The organism is Sphingomonas sp. GC_Shp_6, from assembly GCF_026540835.1.
In the GTDB taxonomy this organism is placed as follows: Bacteria; Pseudomonadota; Alphaproteobacteria; order Sphingomonadales; family Sphingomonadaceae; genus Sphingomonas.
In genome coordinates, this window is sequence record NZ_JALNUO010000013.1 from 1 (window position 1) to 21,088 (window position 21,088).

Here is a 21,088-nt window from a genome sequence, read left to right on the forward strand (position 1 = left end):
GAGTTTTCGCACGGTCTGGATCGTTTTCGAGAAAGGTTTCGTGCCGCAACCAGCCGGTTTTGACACCTGTGAAGGCGGGGGATCTGCTAACCTCGATAACTTATTCGGCATGATCCTTTTTAACATTCGATGTGCTGAAAGCGTGTGGGTATCGTTGATCATCCATGGCCAACGAACGACTGTCATTGACCCGTGATTTCAACGGCCCATTCGTTCACGGTGCGGACCGGTTGGAGCATAGCGCCAAGCAGCAAGCAGATAGCGCCGATCGGCGCACGGAGCTTGCTGCCGATCGAACAGTCATGGCAGCGGAGCGCACCTACGCAGCCTGGGTCCGTACCGGGCTTGCCGCTCTAGCCGCAGGAATTGGCGCCCGCGCATTGCTTGAGAACATCGTGCCCGGCTGGCTTGCCGGTGCGACCGCAACCGTCCTGATCCTGTTCAGCGGCTTCTGCTTCGTTGCAGCGGTCTGGCGTGAAATGATTCCTATCGCCCCACCGCGGCCCGACACTCAGCGACTGCCGGCTTGGTTGCTGATCTCTGTGAACGGCTTCCTAGCGATTGCCGTCTTGGCGGCACTCGTCGGGATTTGGCTGCAATAACCGGCGTGACTATCGCCATTTTACGGATTCTGCTTGCATGACCACGCCGCAACTTATGTCGATTGGCCTGCTGATTGGCATGATGGGCCTCTTTCTTTGGGGCCGATTTCGCTATGATGTCACGGCCATCATCGCCCTGCTTGCCGGGCTGTCGCTGGGATTGGTGAAGCCCAAAGCGGCATTTACTGGCTTTTCCGATGACATCGTTATCATCGTTGGATCGGCGCTGGTGATCTCATCGGCAATGCAGCGTTCCGGCCTAATCGAGAGCGCGCTCGGGATACTGGCGCGGCGCGTGACACGCGTCCGGTCGCAACTCGTGGTGCTGACTACGGCAGTCGGGGTATCGTCCGGGCTCGTAAAGAACGTCGGTGCCTTGGCTATGCTGATGCCGGCAGCCGTGCAGACGGCGAAGAAATCGGACACTAGCCCCTCGGTGTTCCTGATGCCGATGTCGTTCGCTTCGCTCCTTGGCGGGTTGATGACCCTCGTTGGTACGTCGCCGAATATTATTGTCAGCAGAGTACGAGAGCAGATGACCGGTGAGCCGTTCGGCATGTTCGATTATCTGCCAACGGGGCTGGGCCTGCTTGTGGTCGGCCTCATTTTCCTGCGTTTCGGCTACCGCCTCCTGCCCAGGGAACGCCGCGCAGCGCCGACCATGGGCGAAGCTCTAAACATCACGGACTATGTCACTGAGGCGACCATCCAAGACGGATCGCCCGCTGTCGGCGAAACGGTTGAGTCCTTCATCGACCGTCATGATAATGAGGTGACGATCGCCAATGTTGTCCGTGACGATGTGCGCACGAGCATTACGGCCGAGTTCCTTCTGGCTGCCGGCGACACGCTGATCTTGGGCGGTGACCCGGATACGCTTGAGCGTGTCATTGCGGGTGACCACCTAGCACTTGCCGGACAGCATCGTGACCTACCGGAAGGCAGCGAAGATGATGAGGTTGGCGTCATTGAGGCGGTCATCACCACCGGCTCCGTGTTGGTCCGCCAGTCCGCTGGACGACTGCGGCTTCAGCAACGCTATGGCGTCAATCTCATCGCGGTATCGCGCGCCGGCAAACGGCTGACCAAGCAGCTCAGCGAGACCGTCTTGCGCGCCGGCGATGTCATTGTTCTTCAAGGACCCCTCACACTCTTGCCGGAACGCATGCGTGACCTCGGTACGCTGCCGCTGGCAGAGCGTGCCCTGCGTCTGGGAAGTTCGAAGCGTCGCTTCCTACCACTTATCATCCTCGCGGTGGCGATGACCGTAACCGCGACCGGCTATGTGCCTGTGGCCGTCGCCTTCTTCGCCGCTGCCGGTCTAATGATGGCGACCGGAGCGCTACCGCTGCGAGATGCCTATGATGGCGTCGAATGGCCAATTCTCATCATGCTGGGCGCGCTCATTCCGGTCAGTGAAACCCTGCGCACCACCGGCGCGTCGGATGTACTCGCGACCTCGCTTGCCCATCTGGCGGCCTCCTTGCCGCCATGGGGCGCGGTCGCCCTGATCCTCGTAGCGGCGATGGCTGTGACGCCGTTTCTCAACAATGCCGCGACGGTCTTGGTGATGGCGCCAATCGCGGCGGTGTTCGCGCATGACCTCGGATATCGCCCCGAAGCCTTCCTCATCGGGACCGCTATCGGGGCAGGATGCGATTTCCTGACGCCGATTGGGCATCAGTGTAACACCTTGGTTTTTGGTCCTGGGGGCTACCGCTTCAGCGATTACGCCCGGCTGGGCGCACCACTATCGGTTCTGGTGGTCTTGGTTGGTACGCCTCTAGTGATGTGGACTTGGCCACTGCACTGATCGCCGGGTACTGTTGATGGGCAGCATGGCCAAGCCGCAGGCGTTCGAAGATACTGAATGGCGTCCGTGGCGAGGAAGCGTACCGGGCGGCTCGGAAGGTTGTGGCACCGCAGATGTAGCAGGCGTAGGCGGCTTCATGCGTTTTTTCCACTCGCGGGCAGCCATGCCCGTTCTCATCGTCCTACTGCTTGCAACAATCACGGCAGCTGGACTGGCGACGTCTTGGACGCTGTCGATTGTGATGTGGCTTTCGAGCGCCGTTCTCGCCGCAGCCCTGTTTGCAACCTTGATGCAGGACGCCGACTGACATGGCTTCAGCGCCACTGATCGATAGCGCAGCTAGTCCACCTGGATCTGGTCGGGTGGCGCCATCGTGGCTCCGTAAAGCTTTTCGATCCAGCGAAGCTGCACTCATCGTGCTGGCCATCATGATCGGCAGTGCAGCCGGATTGCTCAGTGTCGTCCAGGGTACGCTCGCACAGGCGATGCAGCATCTGCTTTATGCCTTGTCGCCGGATGAAAGGCTGAGTGCGGCCACGACGATCCCTTACCTTGCTCTACTTGCCCTGCCGGCTGGTGGAGCCGTCCTCGCACTCTTCTCTTGGGTTACTCATGCTCGCCGGCGCCGGATGGTCGACGCTGTAGAGGCGAACGCCCTTCATGGTGGTCGCATGTCATGGTCCGACAGCCTCGTTATCTCCGGGCAAACGATCCTTTCCAACGGCTTCGGTGCGTCTGTGGGGCTTGAGGCGGCGTATGCGCAGTTGGGAGGGCTCGTCGCCTCGCTCAGCGGCAACTGGTTTGCGTTACGCAGGTCCGATCTGCGCATCTTGGTCGGCGCCGGAACGGGCGCCGCCATCGCAGGTGCATTCGGGGCTCCATTAGCTGGGGCCTTCTATGCCTTTGAGATCGTAATCGGGGCCTATACGATATCAGCGCTGGCACCTGTCGCTGCGGCGTGCCTGGCGAGTGTCCTTGTGGCGCAGGCGTTTGGTGCTCAACCGTATCTGGTTGCGGCTAATGCAGGCGAACAGATCGAGACGTTCCACTACCTTCTCTACGCCGGTCTTGGGGCCTGTGCCGCTGGCGCTGGTATACTGCTGATGCGGGCTGTTGCGGAGATGGAAGCAGCTACACGCAAACTGCCGATACCCTCGATTTGCCGGCCGATATTGGGCGGTCTTCTGCTCATCCCTCTGGCGATGCTCACGCCGCAAATTCTCTCTGCTGGTCACGGCGCCCTCCACCTCAATCTTGAAGCCGAGGTATCGCTGCGCTTCCTCGCCGCCATCTTCGTCGTCAAGTGCGCGGCCTCCATCATCTCACTTGGCTTTGGCTTCCGCGGTGGCCTGTTCTTCGCATCCTTGTTCTTGGGCAGCCTGCTGGGTCACCTGTTTGCTGGTTCACTCGAATGGATTGTCGGATCGCCTGTGATCGACCCGCACAATGCGGCCCTGGTGGGGATGGCCGCATTAGCGGTCGCCGTAGTTGGCGGGCCGATGACGATGGCGATGCTAGTCCTTGAGGCGACCCACGACTTCTCCCTTGCCGGCGCGGCCATTGCAGCATCGCTGGTCTCGTCCACCATCGTCCGCGAGCTGTTCGGCTATTCCTTTTCTACGTGGCGCCTGCATCTCCGGGGCGAAACCATCAAAAGCGCCCGCGATGTCGGCTGGGTCAGAACGCTTACAGCGGGCAAGATGATGCGACGTGTCGAAAGGGCTACGCCGTGCAACACGACGATCGCCGAGTTTCGTCGGGCGTTTCCGCTTGGTTCCACAAGTCGGGTCCTACTAGTCGATGACCACGAAAATTATGGCGGTATCGTACAGACTGCCAGTGCATTTGCCGAAGAGGTCGATCAGAAGGCACCGATCGGGTCGCTGGCGATCCACACGGGTCTCGCCCTTACGCCGGATTCAGACATCAGAAGCGTCATGACTACGTTCGATACCGAAGGTGCGGACGAACTGGCGGTAGTTGGAAGCGACGGGGCAGTTCTCGGCATCCTCTCCGAGAGCTATGCGCGACGCCGCTACGCAGAGGAATTGGACAAGGCGCAACGTGAGTTGTTTGGAGAAAGCTGACCAGCCGGCACGCAGCAAACGCTTCGTCCTACCGGTCTCGCTTAAGCCGGGCTTCGATTTTGACCCAGAACATGCCGCATCGCAGACCCATTCCGGCGAGTTGGGCGCCATGTACTGACATCAGCTCCGCACCGCGGCGAAACTGTTCAACCGGCACGGATATGGCGACGAACAGCCCGGCGTAGAGCAGCTGCGACATGATCGAGTGGATCACGACGGCGACCCCCAGCACTATCAGGCGGGCAGGCACGGAAGGCCGATGCGGCGCCGGATCGGGGCCTGTAATGAGCTAGGCGTAAAGGCATCCTGCTGCGACGAAATGGAAGTGCACCAGGTAGTGGAGCGCACCTGCCCTCTCTAAAGCAGCCAGTCCGCTTTCCTTCCCATTGTCGGCATTCAGCGGCCCGATATGTAGAAAACCCAGTCGTAATCACCATTGTGCGACAAACAAGTGCTTTCCGACACTCTCGAGACGTCGTGTCGACCTAGCCCAGCGTCATGCCGAATATACCGGACACGGACAGCGGGGCGCAGGTTTCACCGGAATCCTCATTTTTGCACCTGAACGACAGCGCCCGGCATCATCGGGTCGCCCGGAGCAATGACGAGGTAACGGCGCATGTCGCCTTTCGCGTCGCTGACGATCTGGCGGAGCGGTCCGAGCGTGTTTACTATCGCGCCGCCCGCCGGATTGGTCATGAACTTCGCCAGAGGCTGGATCACGCCGCTGCCGTCAGCGTGGGAGGATAATCCAAGGACATAGGGCATCTTTGGGCTGAGGCCCGCAACCGCCGCCTGCAAAATCTGGACCTGGCCTTGATCGAATAGCGTGACCTGGCTGCGCCCAGTCCCGGATAGAGTCAGCTGGATCTTCATGCCGGCCTGCGCGAGCGGCACCAGGTTTGCACGGCCATCGCCTACCGGCACCGCGCCGGGAACATATGCCACGCCTTGCGGCCCCTGACCGATTGGAATCGTCGCGATGACGGTGTTGCTTGCTGTGTCGATCGCCGCGACCGCATCGGCGTTCTCCAGCCCGACATACATCCGCGTGCCGTCGCCCGACGGCCATAGGCCGTGCGGGAGCGCGCCGACCGGGATGCTCGCCACCTGCACGAAGTCAGTGGTGCGGAACACCTTCACGACATTCTCGGTGCCGACCGTCACAAAGGCGAACTGGCCATTCTTATTGCGGGCGATATTGACGTGGTTGGTGATCGCGCCGGTATCGAACGTCTTGAGCACTGCGAAGGGTGGCTTGGCGTCGAACACCATGACCTTGCCGACGTCCTTGAGCGTCAACCAGACCTGCTTACCGTCGGGCGTCGCGGCGATGTCAGGGCAGAACGGGCTCGCCTGCTTGACGCGACCGACGATCTTCTTCGAGGCGGTGTCGATCACAACTGTCTCGGGCGAGAAGCTCGAACAGACGTAACCGTATTTCCCGTTTGGCGAAAAGATCGTCATGCCGGGGCCATTAGGAACGGGGATGCGCGTGGTCGGCGCGAAGGTCTTACCGTCGAGCACCTGGATATAATCCTCGCCGCGCACCGCGACCCAGACTTCGCGACCGTCGGGGCGGAAGAACGCTTCGTGCGGCGATCGGCCCACATAGGTCGTGTGCTTCACGGCATTGGTCGCAGTGTCGATGAACGTCACCGAGTTCGAGCCGATCGATATTACCGCCAGCGTCTTGCGATCGGGCGAGAAGCCCATGCCGTGCACGAGCAGCTGCCCCTTGTAGAGCGGGCTGAGATTGGCCGGGGTCTGGTCGCCGAGCTTGATGACGCCGAGCAGCGTGTTGGTCGACGGATCGATCACCGACACGGTGTTGGAGAACTGGTCCGAAGTGTAGAACCGGTCGTGCGCGCTAACAGGGATGTCGGGGGTCGCGTTCGGTACCTGCTGCGCAAATGCCGGGGCCGAAAAAGACAGGGCAGCACAGGCGGTTAAGGTAAAACGCTTCATGGACGGTCTCCGTGATGGGGGTGACCGGTCGCGGTCGGTTCGGTGTGAGGCAGCAACGCGCCGCCTTCGGATAGGATGCCCTGCATCACCGCGATTTCCTGACGCTGTTCGACGATGATTCCCTGGGCGAGCCGGCGCAGGCGTTCATCCTTGCCGAACCGCAGTTCGACTTCGGCCATGTCGATCGCGCCCTGATGATGCGGGATCATCATTTTGGCGAAGTCGCGATCGGGATCGCTCGAATAACCGGTCATCATCGCGCCGTGCATCCGCGCCATCGCCGCATCCATTGCGGACGCGAAACCGTCCGTTTGCGCTAAAGCACCCGTCGATACGGACACGGCTATCGCCGTTAGCAAAGCCGTGCGAAATTTCATCGTCATGCCTTTAGTGTTCCCATTTATGACACGCGAGCGATCAACGCCGAGCGTGACAGCGTAATGATCGCGGCGCAGCCGTCGATCCAACGCATAAGCATGGTTGTTCTGATCATCTAACAAGAACGGTAGGCGATCTATGATCGCGTTTTCGTATTGAAACCATCGCGACCATGCGTTGGACGCAGGGGACATATCGGTCGATCTAACGGCATCGGACTGGCACGATCACCCGCCGGATCCGCGATAAGGATCAAACGATGAAAGCTGCGATCGTTTTGGTTGCCGCGATGTTGGCCTCCGTAGCGCCAGTCCCGGTGATCGCTCAGGCCTATTGGGCTGCACCTGCGGCGGACGACTTTCCCTACGATATCAAGGCGGTTCAGGCACCGTGGTCGAAGGCTGATATCGACCTCAGCCATCATGACCGGATCTATGTGTCTGACCCTACATCGACGAAGATCGTTGTCATCGATCCTGCAGCGGGCAACGAACTGGGACGCATCGACCTCGCCAAAAGCGCGATAGCTGAGCCCAGCTTTTCCAGCCCCAGAGTCCAGCACCTGGCTGCAACGCGTGACGGGCGGACCCTGGCGGTATCGGCATCAGCGCAGCACAGTGTGACGCTCGTAGATCTGGCCACGAACACGGAACGAGGCCGGACCGTGTTCCAGACGTCGCCTACCGCCGTCGCGTTTACGCCCAATGGGCACGAACTCTGGGTTTTGCTCGGCGATGAACATGCCATCGCGGTCGTGGATCCTAAGACCGCGCGGGAGATCACCCGCGTACCAGCAAGTGGCGGAGCGGGCGCGACCATCCTGTCGCCAAACGGACGCTATGCCTTTGTATCGCTTACTGAAAGGCCGTCCATCCTGGTTGTCGACGTCGAGGATCGGCGCGTCGTCGGACACGTTGCCAGCAACGGTGCAGGTGCGGGAGCAATCGCGGTCTCGCCAGATGGCAAACAGATCTGGGCAACACGCCGCGAGAGCGGCACGACCACGGTCTTTGCTGCCAAACCGCCGTTTGCGGTACACGAAGTGATAAACACTGGTCCAGCGACGGGCGCGGTCAACTTCGCCCAGCGCGCAGACGATTCCTTTGCCTATGTCAGCGTTGGCGGCGATCAACCTGCAATCAAGGTCTATAGAACCGACAGCCTGGAGGCTGTGGCAACCGTCCCGCTACAAGCGGCTCCGAGTGCGGTTTGGCCGTCGGGCGATGGTACGAGGATCTATGCCAGCCTGGCCGGAACCAACAAGGTCGCTGGGATCGACACGCTGACGTACACCACCGTGTCGACGATCCCGATCAGTACGGATGCGCAAAGCCTGATCTACGTTCCTGGTGCCGTAAGATCAGGAAAAGGTCTCGCCAATCTGGTGCCATCCGGGCGCGATGCGGCGCTTGCCCTGGCGGCGCGTTAATCGGTCTCACACCGTCTGTAATCTTCCAACGAAAGCCCTTTCCAAAATGACCAAGCCCCCCGTCAGGATCGCGATCAGCGGTGCCGCAGGACAAATTTGCTATTCGCTGCTCTTCCGGGTCGCGCAGGGTGACGTGTTCGGACCGGACCAGCCCGTTATCCTTCAACTGCTCGACGTGCCGCAGGCGCTGGACGCAGTACGCGGCGTGGTCATGGAACTGGAGGATTGCGCGTTTCCGCTGCTGGCAGATGTGATCATTACTGATGATCCGATGGTGGCTTTCAAGGACATCGATGCGGCCATGCTGGTCGGGTCTCGTCCCCGCTCGAAGGGCATGGAGCGCCGTGATTTGCTCGCTGCCAACGCAGCGATCTTCAAGACGCAGGGCGCAGCGCTGGACGCAGTGGCCAAACGCGACGCCAAGATCCTGGTCGTCGGCAATCCCGCCAACACAAATGCCTGGATCCTTGCGCAAAGCGCGCCGGGTTTCCCTGCCGAAAACATCACGTCGATGATCCGCCTCGATCACAATCGCGCGCAGGGACAGCTTGCGGCCAAAGCGGGTGTCGGTGTCGATGCGATTACAAAGCTCGTCGTCTGGGGAAACCATTCGCCGACGATGTTTGCCGACTGGGGGAATGCCGAACTCGATGGCCAAAAGCTTGCCGACCGTATCGGAAACGAGGCCTGGTACCGCGAGACCCTGATCCCCACCGTTGCGCAGCGCGGCACCGCGATCATCGAAGCACGGGGTGCGTCCTCGGCCGCATCGGCCGCAAATGCGGCGATCGACCATCTGCGCGATTGGGTGCACGGCGCAGGCGACAATTGGGTGTCGATGGGCGTGGTGTCAGACGGCTCCTACGGTATCCCGCAAGGGCTGGTGTGCGGCGTGCCGGTGCTCTGCAAAAGCGGTGGCTATGTGCGTATCGAAGGACTGATCCTCGATCCATTCCAGCGAACGATGCTCGATCGCACGATTGCCGAACTGGTCGATGAACGTGAGGCGGTTATCGACATTCTGAAATGACCAATCTGTAATTATGATTGAAACGACCATAATATTTGGTTGGTGCGATTGATCTCCTTTCCCTATCATTGGGGCAAGGAGATCGGGCATGACCCTGGAACAACTCAGGATTTTCGTCGGTGTCGCAGAGCGCGAGCACATGACGCGCGCTGCCGAAGCGCTCAATGTGACGCAGTCGGCCGCAAGCGCTGCCATCGCCGCGCTAGAAGCGCGGCACGGCGTGCCGCTGTTCCACCGGGTCGGCCGTGGGATCGAACTGTCCGAAGCGGGCCGTATGTTTCTGGTCGACGCACGCGCAGTGCTTGGCCGTGCTGCCAGTGCAGAACTTGCATTGGCCGAATATGCCGGACTGGAGCGCGGCACACTGCGGCTGGTCGCGAGCCAGACGATCGCGGGCTATTGGCTACCCCGCCAGCTGGCGGCGTTTCATGCGCGCTACCCGTCCATCACGATAGAACTGGCGATCGACAACACGGAAGGGGCCGCGGCGCGCGTGCTCGACGGTGCAGTCGAGCTTGGCTTCGTCGAGGGTGTGATCGACGAGCCCGCGCTCGCGCATTGGACCGTCGCGAACGACCGCATGGTGCTGGTGAGTGACCGCGCTGCCGACACGATCGACGAGGACTGGATCCGGACCGCGCGCTGGATCGTCCGCGAGCAGGGATCGGGCACGCGCTCGTCGTTCGAGGAGGTGTTGCGCCAGCGCGGCGTCGATCCGTCGGACCTTACCATAGCGCTGACCCTGCCATCGAACGAGGCGGTCCGCAGCGCGGTCGAGGCCGGCGCGGGCGTCGCGGTGCTGTCGCAGCATGTCGTCGCACCTGCAATCGCGGCCGGCACGTTGCACGATCTGCCGCTCGGTCTGCCGCGGCGTCCATTCTACGCGCTGCGGCACAAGGAGCGCTATCGTACCCGGGCGGCCGACGCGCTGACCGATCTCATCAAGGAGACTGGGAAGTGACTGCCGATCTGAAACCCGTTCTCGATGGTCTGAAGCCGCTCAGCCGGCTTGATTCTCCGCGCGAGATGATCCGCCAGTTCACCCCCAACTGGTTCGCCGCTACGATGGGCACGGGCATCCTCGCGCTGGCCTTGCCGCAGGTGCCGGGCGTCGGCGCATCGCTGCACCCGGTCGGCGAGGCGTTGTGGTATTTCAACATCGCGCTCTTCACGCTGTTCGCCGGGCTCTACACCGCGCGCTGGACGATGTTCGGGCACGAGGCGCGTCGGATCTTCGGGCACAATACCGTGTCGATGTTCATCGGCACGATCCCGATGGGCCTCGCGACGATCATCAACGGGTTCCTGGCGTTCGGCCTGCCGCGGTTCGGCGCCGGCGTTATCCCGATCGCCGAGACATTGTGGTGGATCGACGTCGCGATGTCGCTCGCCTGCGGTGTAGCGATCCCCTACCTCATGTTTACCCGGCACGAACATTCGCTCGACGGCATGACCGCGGTGTGGCTCCTGCCAGTGGTCGCGGCCGAGGTCGCAGGCGCGAGCGGAGGCCTGCTCGCACCGCATCTGGCGGACGCGCACCACCAGTTCGTGGTGCTGGCGACCTCCTTTGTCCTCTGGGCGTATTCGGTGCCGGTCGCGTTCGGCATCCTCGCGATCCTCATCCTGCGGATGGCGCTGCACAAGCTGCCGCACGAGAGCATGGCCGCATCGAGTTGGCTCGCACTAGGCCCGATCGGCACCGGTGCGCTCGGGATGCTGGTGCTCGGCAGCGACGCGCCCGCGATCCTCGCCGCCAACGGCCTCGGCCAGATCGGCGCGGTAGCGCAGGGGATCGGCACGATCGCCGGGCTGCTGCTCTGGGGCTTCGGCCTGTGGTGGCTGGCGCTCGCGACGCTGATCACGATCCGCTACTGGCGCGCGGGCATTCCGTTCAACCTCGGGTGGTGGGGCTACACCTTCCCGCTCGGCGTCTACACGGTCGCCACCTTCAAGCTCGGCACGACGCTCCAGCTCGGCTTTTTCGGGATCGTCGGCACCGTCCTTACCATCGCGCTCGCAGCGATGTGGCTGCTGGTCGGCGCCAAGACGGTCACAGGCGGCTGGCGCGGAAACCTGTTCGTGTCGCCCTGCATCGCCCAAGCCAATTGATGGGCCGAACTGATCGTCCTGCCGGATCGAACCGGCGCATCCGATCGACCCGTACCGGGCAGACCGTCGGACGGATCGCGCATAAGAGCATGACATCGAAGGGAGAATGCTGGTGGACAGCCTGGATATGAAACTGGCGCAGGCGACGAACCGCCGTCGCTTTCTCGCAGAGGCTGCGATCGGCAGCGGCGCGTTGATCGCCGCACCCGCGCTGGCGCAGAGCATTGTCGATCTGCACCTGCCTGGCGGTCCGTCGGAACGACCGATGACCAGTGCGTTCCCTGGCAAGGGCAACATGATCCTCCAGCGTATCCACCCGCCTTTGCTGGAAACGCCGATGAGCGTGTTCAATGGTGACGTCTTCACGCCAAACGACCAGTTCTTCGTCCGCTGGCACTGGGCTGACATCCCCACCGCGATCGATGTCGAGGCGTTCCGGATCAAGGTGCACGGCGCGGTCACGCGGCCGCTGTCAATCTCGCTCGCGCAACTGCTGAAGTTGCCACGCGTCGAGCTGGCGGCGATCAACCAATGCTCGGGCAATTCGCGTGCGCTGTTCCAGCCGCCCGTTGCCGGTGCGCAGTGGCGTCACGGGGCCATGGGCAACGCCAAATGGCTCGGCGTGCGCCTGCGCGACGTGCTCGACATCGCCGGCGTGAAGCCGGGCGCGGTTGCAGTGCGGTTCGGTGCGCTCGACCAGCCGGTGGTCGCGGGTGGACCGGATTTCGCCAAGTCGCTGTCGATCGACCACGCACGCGACGGCGAAGTGATGCTCGCCTTCGGGATGAACGGCGAACAGATGCCGCTCCTCAACGGCTTCCCGGTCCGGCTGATCGTACCCGGCTGGTATTCGACCTATTGGGTCAAGATGCTGAACGACATCGAGGTGCTCGCCGCGCCCGACGACGGTTACTGGATGGCCAAGGCGTACAAAATCCCTGACACTCCAGGCGCGAACGTGCGGCCGGGCCAGAAGGATTTCCCGGCCGTTCCGATCAACAAGATGATCCCGCGCAGTTGGGTCACGAGCCTCGACGAAGGGCAGGCGATCGCGTTCGACCGGTCGATCCCGCTGGGCGGCATTGCGATGGGGGGCGATTGCGGCGTCGCCAAGGTCGATGTGTCGACCGACAACGGCAAGACCTGGTACAAGACGACGCTCGGCCCCGATCACGGCAAATACAGTTTCCGCCGCTGGGACGCGCAGGTGCCGCTCACGCATGCGGGCCCGACCAGGCTGATGTCGCGCTGCTGGAACACCGCCGGCATCGCGCAGCCGATGACGCCGATCTGGAACCCGGGCGGGTTCATGCGCGGCAACATTGAAACCACCAACATCGTCGTCGGCTGAGGAGCGCTCCCCCATGAAAACGCCTTCCATCGGCACGCTGTCGTTTGGGTTCGTCGGCGCGACCGTCGTTCTGCTACTTGCGATCGGTGCCCCGAACAGCCGCATAGCCCCGCCGCCTGCCGCCCCGGCCGCACCACCGCCGCCAAGCGTTTCGGCGCGCGGCTTCTCGCTGGCGTCCACCTCGGTCGATCTCCCGACCGACGAAGGGCAATATCCGGCTGGTCCGCATGCGGACGTCATCAACGCCAACTGCACCTCGTGTCATTCGGCGAGCATGGCGCTGAACCAGCCGCCACTCTCTTCCGACCAGTGGACCGCGGAGGTCACCAAGATGCGCGAGGTCTACAAGGCTCCCGTTGCACAGGCTGACGTGCCGGCGATCGTCGCTTATCTGACCGCCATGAGCGCAAAGCAGCCGGGTGCCGCGAAGGGCAAGGCGCAAGACCCCGATCCGAAGGCTGCGCCCGACGTATCGGGGGGATCAGGCTAAGCCCATCAACTCACGACACGCGGTTCTGCGCGCGAAGTGCTGTGCGGCGTGGCCTCCGGGGGAGGGCGTCGACGCCAATCGAAACACTGCTCGCGCCCTGCGCGTTCGCAGGTGTGCCATGTGGCACACCTTACGCGAGAATCGTCACCGGCAGGGCCGAGACGCCGGCACGATGGCTCGGTCGGCACGCCCAGCGGGCCGATAGAGCCGTGCCCGCGGGGTCCCGCCCCACTCGTTGGGGACTTCGGAAAAGAGCGTAGGGTGCCGACTGCCTGCCTACTTGGTGCTATCAACGTCTGGACCGAAACCATATAGCTGCTATCCTGGATATATGGAAAACAACACGGCAATTTCAGCGCTCGGCGCGCTCGCACAAGGAACACGCCTCGACGTGTTCCGCCTGTTGGTGCGGCACGAACCGCATGGCTTGGCTGCCGGCGAAATCGCCCGTCAGCTCGACGTACCGCAAAACACGATGTCCGCACACCTCGGCATCCTCGCCCGTGGCGGGCTGGTGCGATCCGAACGTCATAGCCGCTCGATCATCTATCGTGCCGATCTCGACGGCCTGCGCGCGCTAACGCTCTTTCTCGTCAAGGATTGCTGCGCCGGCAACGCGGAGCTGTGCGCCCCGCTGATCGCCGAACTCACCCCATGCTGCTGAAAGGACGCCCGTGGCCGTCGATATCGTGATCTATCACAACCCCGTGTGCGGCACGTCGCGCAACACGCTAGGCCTGATCCGCAATGCCGGCATCGAACCGCACGTGGTCGAATATCTGAAAACCCCGCCCTCGCGCGCGCTGCTGGTCGAGCTGATCGACCGCGCCGGCATAACGCCCCGCGAGCTGCTACGCGAAAAGGGTACGCCCTATGCGGAGCTCGGCCTGGGCGACACATCGCTGTCCGACGACGCGCTGGTGGATACGATGATGACGCACCCGATCCTCATCAACCGGCCGATAGTCGTCTCACCGCTCGGCGTGAAGCTCTGCCGGCCGTCCGAAGCCGTGCTTGATCTGCTGCCGGGCGATCAGCGCGGCGCGTTCGCGAAGGAAGACGGACAACAGGTGGTAAACGCCTCGGGCCAGCGCATCGCCTGATGCTTCTTGCCGTCCTGATCTTCGTCGTCACGATCGTGCTCGTCATCTGGCAACCCAAGGGGCTCGGAATCGGGTGGAGCGCGATCGCCGGGGCCGTCTTGGCGCTGCTCGCGGGCGTCGTCACGCTGTCCGACGTCCCGGTCGTTTGGGGCATCGTCTGGAACGCGACGGCTGCATTCGTCGCGATCATTGTCATAAGCCTGTTGCTCGATGAAGCTGGATCCTTCGAATGGGCGGCGCTCCACGTTGCGCGCTGGGGCAGGGGACATGGGCGCCGACTCTTCGTCCTGATCGTGCTGCTCGGCGCGGCGGTGTCGGCGTTGTTCGCCAATGATGGTGCGGCGCTGATCCTCACGCCGATCGTCATCGCCATGCTGCGCGCGCTGGGGTTCAAGGACAAGGCGACGCTGGCGTTCGTCATGGCGGCCGGGTTCATCGCCGACACGGCCAGCCTGCCGCTGGTGGTCTCGAACCTCGTCAACATCGTGTCAGCCGACTTCTTCAAGATCGGGTTCGGCACATATGCGTCCGTGATGGTCCCGGTCGATCTGGTGTCGATCGCCGCCACGCTGGGCGTGCTGCTGCTGTTCTTCCGGCGCGACCTCCCAGAAGACTATGACGTGGGGGCGCTCCGCGCGCCGCGCGATGTCATCCGAGACCCCGCGACCTTCCGTGCCGGCTGGATCGTCCTCGCGCTGCTGCTCGCTGGCTTCTTCCTGCTCGAACCGATCGGCGTGCCGGTCAGCGCCGTTGCCGCTGCCGGCGCGATCCTGCTGCTGGTAATTGCGGGACGGGGCCATGTGATCCAGACCGGCAAGGTGCTGCGCGGCGCACCGTGGCAGGTCGTGATCTTCTCTCTCGGCATGTACCTGGTCGTCTACGGGCTGCGAAACGCGGGCCTGACCGACCATCTCGCCGCGCTGCTCGATCGCACCGCTCAGGGCGGCGTGTGGGGGGCGGCGTTCGGGACAGGCGTGATCGCGGCCATCCTGTCGTCCGTGATGAACAACATGCCGACCGTACTGGTGGGCGCGCTGTCGATCGACGCGACCCATGCCACTGGCGCCGTGCAAGAAGCAATGATCTACGCCAATGTCATCGGCTGCGATCTTGGCCCCAAGCTGACGCCGATCGGCTCGCTCGCAACGCTGTTATGGCTCCACGTCCTCGGCCAGAAAGGTGTTCGGATCGGATGGGGCTATTATTTCCGTGTCGGTATCACGCTGACTGTGCCGGTATTGCTGGTCACGCTTGCCGCCTTGGCATTGAGGATCACGATCGGATGACAGCCCTGATCTACATCGGCGCGGCGCTTGCTGAAATTGGCGGATGCTTTGCCTTCTGGGCCTGGCTTCGCATGGCGAAGTCACCCTTGTGGCTTGCTCCGGGCGTCGTCTCATTGATCCTGTTCGCATGGCTCCTCACCCGCGTGGACAGCGATGCCGCGGGACGAGCGTATGCCGCTTACGGCGGCATTTACATCTGTGCATCGCTTGCTTGGCTCTGGACCGTCGAAGGCGTGCGGCCCGATCGCTGGGATGTGAGCGGCGCGGCGCTCTGTCTGATCGGCACCTGTATCATCCTCTTGGGACCACGAACCGCCTGATGCCTGTTCGAACGCTCTCCGACCCCGACCATCTGCCCGCGCTCGATCGAAGCTATGCGATCGAACGACCTGCTCATGGCCTCGGCGCGGGTGCTCCGCCGCCACGAATCCTTCTGCTCTACGGTTCCTTGCGCGAGCGGTCATTCTCGCGGCTGTGTGTCGAGGAAGCGGCGCGACTACTGCAATTCTTCGGATGCGAAACGCGCATTTACGATCCCTCGGCGCTGCCGTTGCCCGATCAGGTCGTCGGCGACGACCATCCGGCCGTCCACGAGCTGCGTGAACTGTCGTTGTGGTCGGAAGGTCAGGTGTGGTGCAGCCCTGAACGGCACGGCCAGATCACCGGCATCATGAAGCTCCAAATCGATCATCTGCCGCTCTCGATGGGCGGGATGCGACCGACGCAGGGACGCACGCTGGCAGTCATGCAGGTATCGGCGGGTTCGCAGTCGTTCAACAGCGTCAACACGCTGCGCGTGCTCGGCCGCTGGATGCGAATGGTGACGATACCGAACCAGTCGAGCGTCGCCAAGGCGTTCGCCGAATTCGGCGAGGACGATCGCATGAAGCCGTCGAGCTATTATGACCGCATCGTAGACGTAATGGAGGAACTGGTGCGGTTCACGGTGCTGCTGCGCCCGCACGCGGCACAACTCGTCGACCGCTATTCCGAGCGCAAGGAAGTTCGCGTAGGGATCGACCTGACGACAGACTTGTCGACTATCGCGACCACGGCACCCCCTCGAGGTGTTTGACCTCGCCCCGACGCGATGGAAGATCAGAGCGGCTACTGTGCAATACCAGCCAATGGCCTGCTGGGCTGTTAGTCGTCGACCGTCGAAACCGACTACGTGATCAGTCTTCGCGACGTTCGATGTTGTCCCCTAGCCCCGGCGCTTCTGGAGACGATCGGTCGTCTTTACGCTTCTCCGAGGCGACCATTTCGCCAACTTCGACCATCTCCGCGGTTTCCTGCGTGGTCGGCTCATCCTTGTCCGTCTCGGCCATATGCGTCTCCTTTAAAGCATCAACGCCAAAGGCTCGCTATTAGATGCGAGGAGACGCGCAGGCGTCGGATCAGTCGTCGTCGCGGTCCTGCTTTTCGCGGGAAACGACCTTGAAGTTGCGGTTTAGCTTGATGTCATAGCGGCCGCCACGGCAGCGTGCGTCGTCGACCTCGAAGCCACCATCGTCGCGCTCGATCGAGCGTGGCGCAGTGCAGCCGATCCGCTTCAAGGCGGTAAGCGTCGAGGCCCGCTGGCGCGGGGTCACCCGATCGTCGTCAGCGAGGGCGGGGGAAGCGATGACGAGTGCCAGCGCGCCGGCAGCGAGATATTTGAGCATGGAAAAGACGTCCGATTAAAGGTCCATGGAAACTCTGAATCCAATGCGGCCCGCGCGCCGATCGTTCCGAAATCATCCCCACCGTCGGGTGATAACGAGAGCAATCGCCAGAACGACGACCGAGAGAACAAGACTTGCCAGCACATAGCCGATCGCGGCGCCGGTCTCGCCGCGCTCCCATAATGTCACGGCATCGAGCGAGAAGGTCGACCAGGTCGTAAATCCGCCGATAAGTCCCGTCGTCACGAACAGGCGCAACTCCGCATTTTCGATGCTCTTGGCGGCAAACAGGCCGATCATCATGCCCATCAGCGCCGAGCCGACCACGTTGATGGCCAAGGTTCCCCAAGGGAAGGTTGGCCCCATAAGACGTAGTGCCACGATGCCGACGCCGTGACGCAGCATGCCGCCCACGCCCGAGCCCAGGAACACGACCAGAAAGCCAAGCCAGATCGGCATCGTTCACCCCGTCACTATCATCTGAACTGCCGTCACCGAGAGGAGAGCGGCGACCAACAATTGGAAACGGTGCACCGAAAGGCGCTTGATGAAATCATGCGCCAACGCGCCGACCACGACCGAGGGAAGGAAGGCGACCAGCACGTTTCTCGAGAAGCGGCGGGCGTCGGCATCGGACGACAAGCCGGAGACGACCGACCAGAGCCGCGCGCGGTACAACCAGCAGATCGCGAGGATCGCCCCGACCTGAATGACGACATCGCTGATCCCGGCTTGCCGCCCTTCGTAGCCGATCAGTCGTTCGGTCAAAATGAGATGGCCGGTAGAGGAAACCGGGATGAACTCGGTCGATCCCTCGACGATGCCGAGGACGATCGGAGCGATCAGCGAGGGTAGATCCGTCACGTCCGGGGCTTCGGTCGCGACACGAAGGGATTGGTGAAACGTGCTTTGGCGCCGAGCTCGGCTTCGATCTCGATCAGTCGGTTGTATTTGGCCAAACGCTCACCCCGGCAGGGTGCGCCGGATTTGATTTGCCCGGCGCCGACCGCAACCGCGAGATCGGCGATAAAGGCGTCCGTGGTCTCGCCCGACCGGTGCGACACCATCGTTCCCCATCCCGCAGCGTGGCAGATGCGAACCGCCTCGATCGTCTCCGTGACGGTGCCGATCTGATTGGGTTTGATGAGGGCTGCGTTGGCAGCTTTTCGAGCGATGCCTTCCCGGATGATCCGGGGATTGGTGACCAGGAGATCGTCGCCGACGATCTGGATCCGGCTACCCTGGCTTACGGTCTGGTCGATGAACCCTTGCCAGTCCTCCTCACCGAACCCGTCCTCGATCGAAACGATCGGATACGCATCGATCCAGCGCCCGTAGAGCGTGAGCAAGCCTGCGCGGTCGAGCAGGCCCGTTCCCGACCGCGCAAGATCGTATTGCTCCCCATCCGATAAGGACGATGCGGCTGGATCGAGCGCGATGGCGATGTCTGTACCCGGTCGATAACCCGCGGCTTCGATCGCATCGACGATCAACTCGCAGGCGGCCTCGTTGCTTTTGAGGTTCGGGGCAAATCCGCCTTCGTCGCCGACTGCCGTCTTGAGGCCGCGACCATGGAGGAGGTCGCGCAATGCGGCATAGGTTTCCGCACCATAGCGCATCGCTTCGGCGAAGCTGGAGGCTCCCACCGGAACGATCATGAATTCCTGAAAGTCGAGGCTGCTATCGGCATGCTTGCCACCATTCAGGACGTTCATGCACGGCATCGGAAGGAGGTAGTCGGTCGTACCGGCGAGCGTCTCGTAAAGCGGCTGCCCGAGCACCGATGATGCGGCGCGCGCGACCGCCATCGAAACACCCAGAATCGCATTGCCGCCAAGCCGCGCCTTGTTCGGCGTGGCATCGCGTTCGATCATCACCCGGTCGATGTCCGGCTGCGCGCAGACATCCATTCCGATGATCGCGCTGCCGATCTCGCCTTCGACGTTCTGCAGGGCTTGCCGAACACCCTTTCCGGCGAAACGATCGGGATTGTTGTCGCGGAGCTCGACGGCCTCATGTGCGCCTGTCGACGCACCCGACGGCACCGATGCCGATGCTGTGATGCCGTTGTCCAAGGTCACGGTGACGGACAAAGTCGGATAGCCTCGGGAGTCGAGGATCTCGAGGGCACGGAGGCTGGTGATGTGGCTGCTGGCCGGCATGGTCGGAGTCCTTGTCACTGAAGGATAGCGCGACCGATGATCGCGGTCGTGTAACTGAAATCGTAGAGGATCGCCCCTCCGGTCGGGATATCGAGGGTCTCGACCCGGGCGGCATCAAGGCCGTCGAGCGCCATAACCAGCGCCCGCAACGCGTTGCCGTGGGAGACGACGAGTGTCGTGCCGCCACTCATCACGGCAGGCAGCATCGTCCGAACGTAATAGGCGAGCACGCGCGCGACGGTGTCGCGCAGGCTCTCGCCGTGTGGCGGGGCAGCCGCATAGGAGCGTCGCCATTGGCGGACCTGATCTTTACCGTAGCGATCCGACGCCTCGGTCTTGTTGAGACCAGTGAGCGCACCGTAATCGCGCTCGTTGAGCGACCGGTCTACCGTGATAGGGACATCTGGTGCCCCCATCACGGCAGTGACGATAGCCGTCGTGTCCGCGCAACGCCGAAGGGTAGAGCGGAAAATCCGTGCAGGCCGAATGCCTTGCGCGATCAGGCGGTGTGCGATCGCCTCGGCCTGACGGTGCCCCAGAGGCGTTAGCGCCGGATCCGCAGAACCAGTAAATCGGTTGGCTGCGTTGGCTTCGCTTTCGCCGTGTCGAACGAGGACCAGACGCGCGTGCGGGAGCATCGTCACCCCTCAGTGCGCCATCAGCAGGGGTATATCGGCAGCGGCGAGGATGTGGCGCGTCGTGCCGCCCATGAACCACTCGATGATCTGGTTGTGCCGATAGGCGCCGGTCACGAGAAGCTCGGCGCCGATCGCTTTCGCTTCGGCGACGAGCTGGGCACCCAGATTCTCGCTGGAGCGCGGCACCACATGCAATTCGTGACGAACACAGATTTCGTCGAGCAAGGCTTCCAAGCCCAGCGCCGGATCGGTTTCTTCACCGATGCGGATTGCCGTGACACGCTTGGCGACACGAAGCCACGGGGCTGCCTCCTCAATGGCGTGGCACGCCGTGTCACTGTCGCTGAGCCCGACGGCCATGTGCTCGAAGCCGGTTCGCGCGCCGGCTCTCCACCCAGCCGGGACGATGAGGACGGGCTTGTCGGTCGAAAAAATTGCGGCGTGCAGGGCGTCGCCGCCGTCCATCGTCTGCTCGCGCGCGATGACGATCAGCGCATCGACATTTGCCGCCTCCTGTTTGACCGTCGCTTCTTCGGTGCCGACGATCGAGCGCCAGGCGACCTCGGGTGTGTCATCGCTGGTAGCTGCGGTCCAGGCAACGAAGGCGGCCCGCGCCGCATCCGCGCGCTCTTGGGCTGTCCCCTCGTCGCGCGCGCGTAGGCGTTGAAAGTCGATCTCCTCGCTCGCAACCGCGATCTGCTCGGGATCGACGACAACATTGAGGGCCTCGATCGATGACTCGCCAAGAGATCTGGCGGCGAGAACCGCCGCATCGAGGCAGGCGGCAGCGCTGTCGGCACCGACAATCACGGCAAGCAGTTTCATGGCATCGTCTCCCGGGCGGGGGTGAAGGCGTGTGTGAAGTTTCCGGAATGCTGGGCACCGGATCGTTTGAACCCTTGCGACGGCGCAGGATGGCTCTTCCCCGCCCATCCCATCCAGGCACCCTCATTTGGATACGCGAAGTACCGCGTCACA

At 62.7% G+C, this 21,088-nt stretch carries 26 protein-coding genes; 16 read left to right on the forward strand and 10 right to left on the reverse strand.

Annotated features, from left to right (window positions below):
• The 5 genes from OXQ95_RS13920 to OXQ95_RS13940 all read left to right on the forward strand — a co-directional run.
• Positions 1 to 196: hypothetical protein (locus tag OXQ95_RS13920; RefSeq protein WP_267382038.1), on the forward strand; the 196-nt coding region annotated here is incomplete at its 5' end.
• Positions 165 to 602 carry a DUF202 domain-containing protein gene (locus tag OXQ95_RS13925; RefSeq protein WP_056019268.1) on the forward strand — a complete coding sequence of 146 codons (438 nt, stop codon included), beginning with the start codon at positions 165 to 167 and terminating at the stop codon, positions 600 to 602. The genes OXQ95_RS13920 and OXQ95_RS13925, both read left to right, overlap by 32 nt.
• Before the next feature lie 37 nt (positions 603 to 639).
• Positions 640 to 2,415: an SLC13 family permease gene (locus tag OXQ95_RS13930; protein ID WP_056019265.1), complete on the forward strand. Its 1,776-nt coding sequence runs from the start codon at positions 640 to 642 to the stop codon at positions 2,413 to 2,415.
• A gap of 25 nt (positions 2,416 to 2,440) precedes the next feature.
• Positions 2,441 to 2,722, forward strand: a complete 282-nt coding sequence (locus OXQ95_RS13935) for a hypothetical protein (protein WP_132833781.1) — start codon at positions 2,441 to 2,443, stop codon at positions 2,720 to 2,722.
• Position 2,723: 1 nt separating this feature from the next.
• Positions 2,724 to 4,502 (forward strand): chloride channel protein, encoded by a 1,779-nt coding sequence (locus OXQ95_RS13940; protein WP_082445489.1) that lies wholly within the window; start codon positions 2,724 to 2,726, stop codon positions 4,500 to 4,502.
• Between the two features lie 28 nt (positions 4,503 to 4,530).
• Here the strand turns inward: OXQ95_RS13940 and OXQ95_RS13945 are convergent, their stop codons facing one another.
• The 3 genes from OXQ95_RS13945 to OXQ95_RS13955 form a co-directional block, all read right to left on the reverse strand.
• A complete protein-coding gene (locus OXQ95_RS13945; protein ID WP_132898276.1) occupies positions 4,531 to 4,716 on the reverse strand; it encodes a hypothetical protein in 186 nt (61 codons plus the stop codon).
• Positions 4,717 to 5,051: 335 nt separating this feature from the next.
• Positions 5,052 to 6,470, reverse strand: coding sequence for a YncE family protein (locus tag OXQ95_RS13950; RefSeq protein ID WP_056056390.1), 1,419 nt, complete (start codon positions 6,468 to 6,470; stop codon positions 5,052 to 5,054).
• Positions 6,467 to 7,042 (reverse strand): DUF305 domain-containing protein, encoded by a 576-nt coding sequence (locus OXQ95_RS13955; RefSeq protein ID WP_236698803.1) that lies wholly within the window; start codon positions 7,040 to 7,042, stop codon positions 6,467 to 6,469. Before OXQ95_RS13955 ends, OXQ95_RS13950 begins: the two co-directional genes overlap by 4 nt.
• Positions 7,043 to 7,107: 65 nt before the next feature.
• Between OXQ95_RS13955 and OXQ95_RS13960 the strand changes: the two genes are divergently transcribed.
• The 11 genes from OXQ95_RS13960 to arsH all read left to right on the forward strand — a co-directional run bounded on the left by OXQ95_RS13960 (position 7,108) and on the right by arsH (position 16,721).
• On the forward strand, positions 7,108 to 8,277 hold the full coding sequence (locus OXQ95_RS13960) for a hypothetical protein (RefSeq protein ID WP_267382039.1): 1,170 nt from the start codon (positions 7,108 to 7,110) through the stop codon (positions 8,275 to 8,277).
• Between the two features lie 46 nt (positions 8,278 to 8,323).
• Complete coding sequence (locus OXQ95_RS13965) at positions 8,324 to 9,307, forward strand: malate dehydrogenase (protein WP_056056386.1); 984 nt, start codon at positions 8,324 to 8,326, stop codon at positions 9,305 to 9,307.
• Positions 9,308 to 9,395: 88 nt separating this feature from the next.
• Entirely contained in the window at positions 9,396 to 10,268 is an 873-nt protein-coding gene (locus OXQ95_RS13970) for a LysR family transcriptional regulator (protein ID WP_056056384.1), read from the forward strand.
• Entirely contained in the window at positions 10,265 to 11,416 is a 1,152-nt protein-coding gene (locus OXQ95_RS13975) for a TDT family transporter (RefSeq protein ID WP_056056383.1), read from the forward strand. The genes OXQ95_RS13970 and OXQ95_RS13975 overlap by 4 nt, the downstream gene beginning before the upstream one ends.
• A gap of 106 nt (positions 11,417 to 11,522) precedes the next feature.
• Positions 11,523 to 12,767, forward strand: a complete 1,245-nt coding sequence (locus OXQ95_RS13980) for a molybdopterin-dependent oxidoreductase (RefSeq protein WP_197983136.1) — start codon at positions 11,523 to 11,525, stop codon at positions 12,765 to 12,767.
• Positions 12,768 to 12,780: 13 nt separating this feature from the next.
• On the forward strand, positions 12,781 to 13,257 hold the full coding sequence (locus OXQ95_RS13985) for a hypothetical protein (protein ID WP_031439129.1): 477 nt from the start codon (positions 12,781 to 12,783) through the stop codon (positions 13,255 to 13,257).
• Positions 13,258 to 13,588: 331 nt separating this feature from the next.
• Positions 13,589 to 13,921, forward strand: coding sequence for a metalloregulator ArsR/SmtB family transcription factor (locus tag OXQ95_RS13990; RefSeq protein WP_056056382.1), 333 nt, complete (start codon positions 13,589 to 13,591; stop codon positions 13,919 to 13,921).
• A gap of 10 nt (positions 13,922 to 13,931) precedes the next feature.
• A complete protein-coding gene (gene arsC / locus OXQ95_RS13995; protein ID WP_056056381.1) occupies positions 13,932 to 14,360 on the forward strand; it encodes an arsenate reductase (glutaredoxin) in 429 nt (142 codons plus the stop codon).
• Positions 14,360 to 15,646, forward strand: a complete 1,287-nt coding sequence (locus OXQ95_RS14000; RefSeq protein ID WP_056056380.1) for an arsenic transporter — start codon at positions 14,360 to 14,362, stop codon at positions 15,644 to 15,646. Before arsC ends, OXQ95_RS14000 begins: the two co-directional genes overlap by 1 nt.
• The gene (locus OXQ95_RS14005; protein WP_056056378.1) at positions 15,643 to 15,966 is read left to right on the forward strand and encodes a YnfA family protein; all 324 of its coding nucleotides are present in this window, start codon (positions 15,643 to 15,645) and stop codon (positions 15,964 to 15,966) included. Before OXQ95_RS14000 ends, OXQ95_RS14005 begins: the two co-directional genes overlap by 4 nt.
• Positions 15,966 to 16,721 (forward strand): arsenical resistance protein ArsH, encoded by a 756-nt coding sequence (gene arsH, locus OXQ95_RS14010; protein ID WP_056056376.1) that lies wholly within the window; start codon positions 15,966 to 15,968, stop codon positions 16,719 to 16,721. Before OXQ95_RS14005 ends, arsH begins: the two co-directional genes overlap by 1 nt.
• Positions 16,722 to 16,821: 100 nt before the next feature.
• Here arsH and OXQ95_RS14015 read toward each other — a convergent pair whose 3' ends face one another.
• The 7 genes from OXQ95_RS14015 to OXQ95_RS14045 all read right to left on the reverse strand — a co-directional run bounded on the left by OXQ95_RS14015 (position 16,822) and on the right by OXQ95_RS14045 (position 20,935).
• Positions 16,822 to 16,974, reverse strand: coding sequence for a hypothetical protein (locus OXQ95_RS14015; protein ID WP_156364448.1), 153 nt, complete (start codon positions 16,972 to 16,974; stop codon positions 16,822 to 16,824).
• Between the two features lie 69 nt (positions 16,975 to 17,043).
• Positions 17,044 to 17,310, reverse strand: a complete 267-nt coding sequence (locus tag OXQ95_RS14020) for a PepSY domain-containing protein (RefSeq protein ID WP_056056375.1) — start codon at positions 17,308 to 17,310, stop codon at positions 17,044 to 17,046.
• Between the two features lie 72 nt (positions 17,311 to 17,382).
• Positions 17,383 to 17,769: a fluoride efflux transporter CrcB gene (gene crcB, locus OXQ95_RS14025; protein ID WP_056056373.1), complete on the reverse strand. Its 387-nt coding sequence runs from the start codon at positions 17,767 to 17,769 to the stop codon at positions 17,383 to 17,385.
• 3 nt (positions 17,770 to 17,772) lie between these two features.
• Positions 17,773 to 18,174, reverse strand: coding sequence for an undecaprenyl-diphosphate phosphatase (locus OXQ95_RS14030; RefSeq protein ID WP_056056372.1), 402 nt, complete (start codon positions 18,172 to 18,174; stop codon positions 17,773 to 17,775).
• Positions 18,171 to 19,472, reverse strand: coding sequence for a phosphopyruvate hydratase (eno, locus tag OXQ95_RS14035; RefSeq protein ID WP_267382040.1), 1,302 nt, complete (start codon positions 19,470 to 19,472; stop codon positions 18,171 to 18,173). Before eno ends, OXQ95_RS14030 begins: the two co-directional genes overlap by 4 nt.
• A 14-nt stretch (positions 19,473 to 19,486) precedes the next feature.
• Positions 19,487 to 20,110, reverse strand: coding sequence for a 2,3-bisphosphoglycerate-dependent phosphoglycerate mutase (locus OXQ95_RS14040; protein ID WP_056056401.1), 624 nt, complete (start codon positions 20,108 to 20,110; stop codon positions 19,487 to 19,489).
• Between the two features lie 9 nt (positions 20,111 to 20,119).
• Positions 20,120 to 20,935: a universal stress protein gene (locus OXQ95_RS14045; RefSeq protein WP_121905592.1), complete on the reverse strand. Its 816-nt coding sequence runs from the start codon at positions 20,933 to 20,935 to the stop codon at positions 20,120 to 20,122.
• Positions 20,936 to 21,088: the final 153 nt, after the last annotated feature.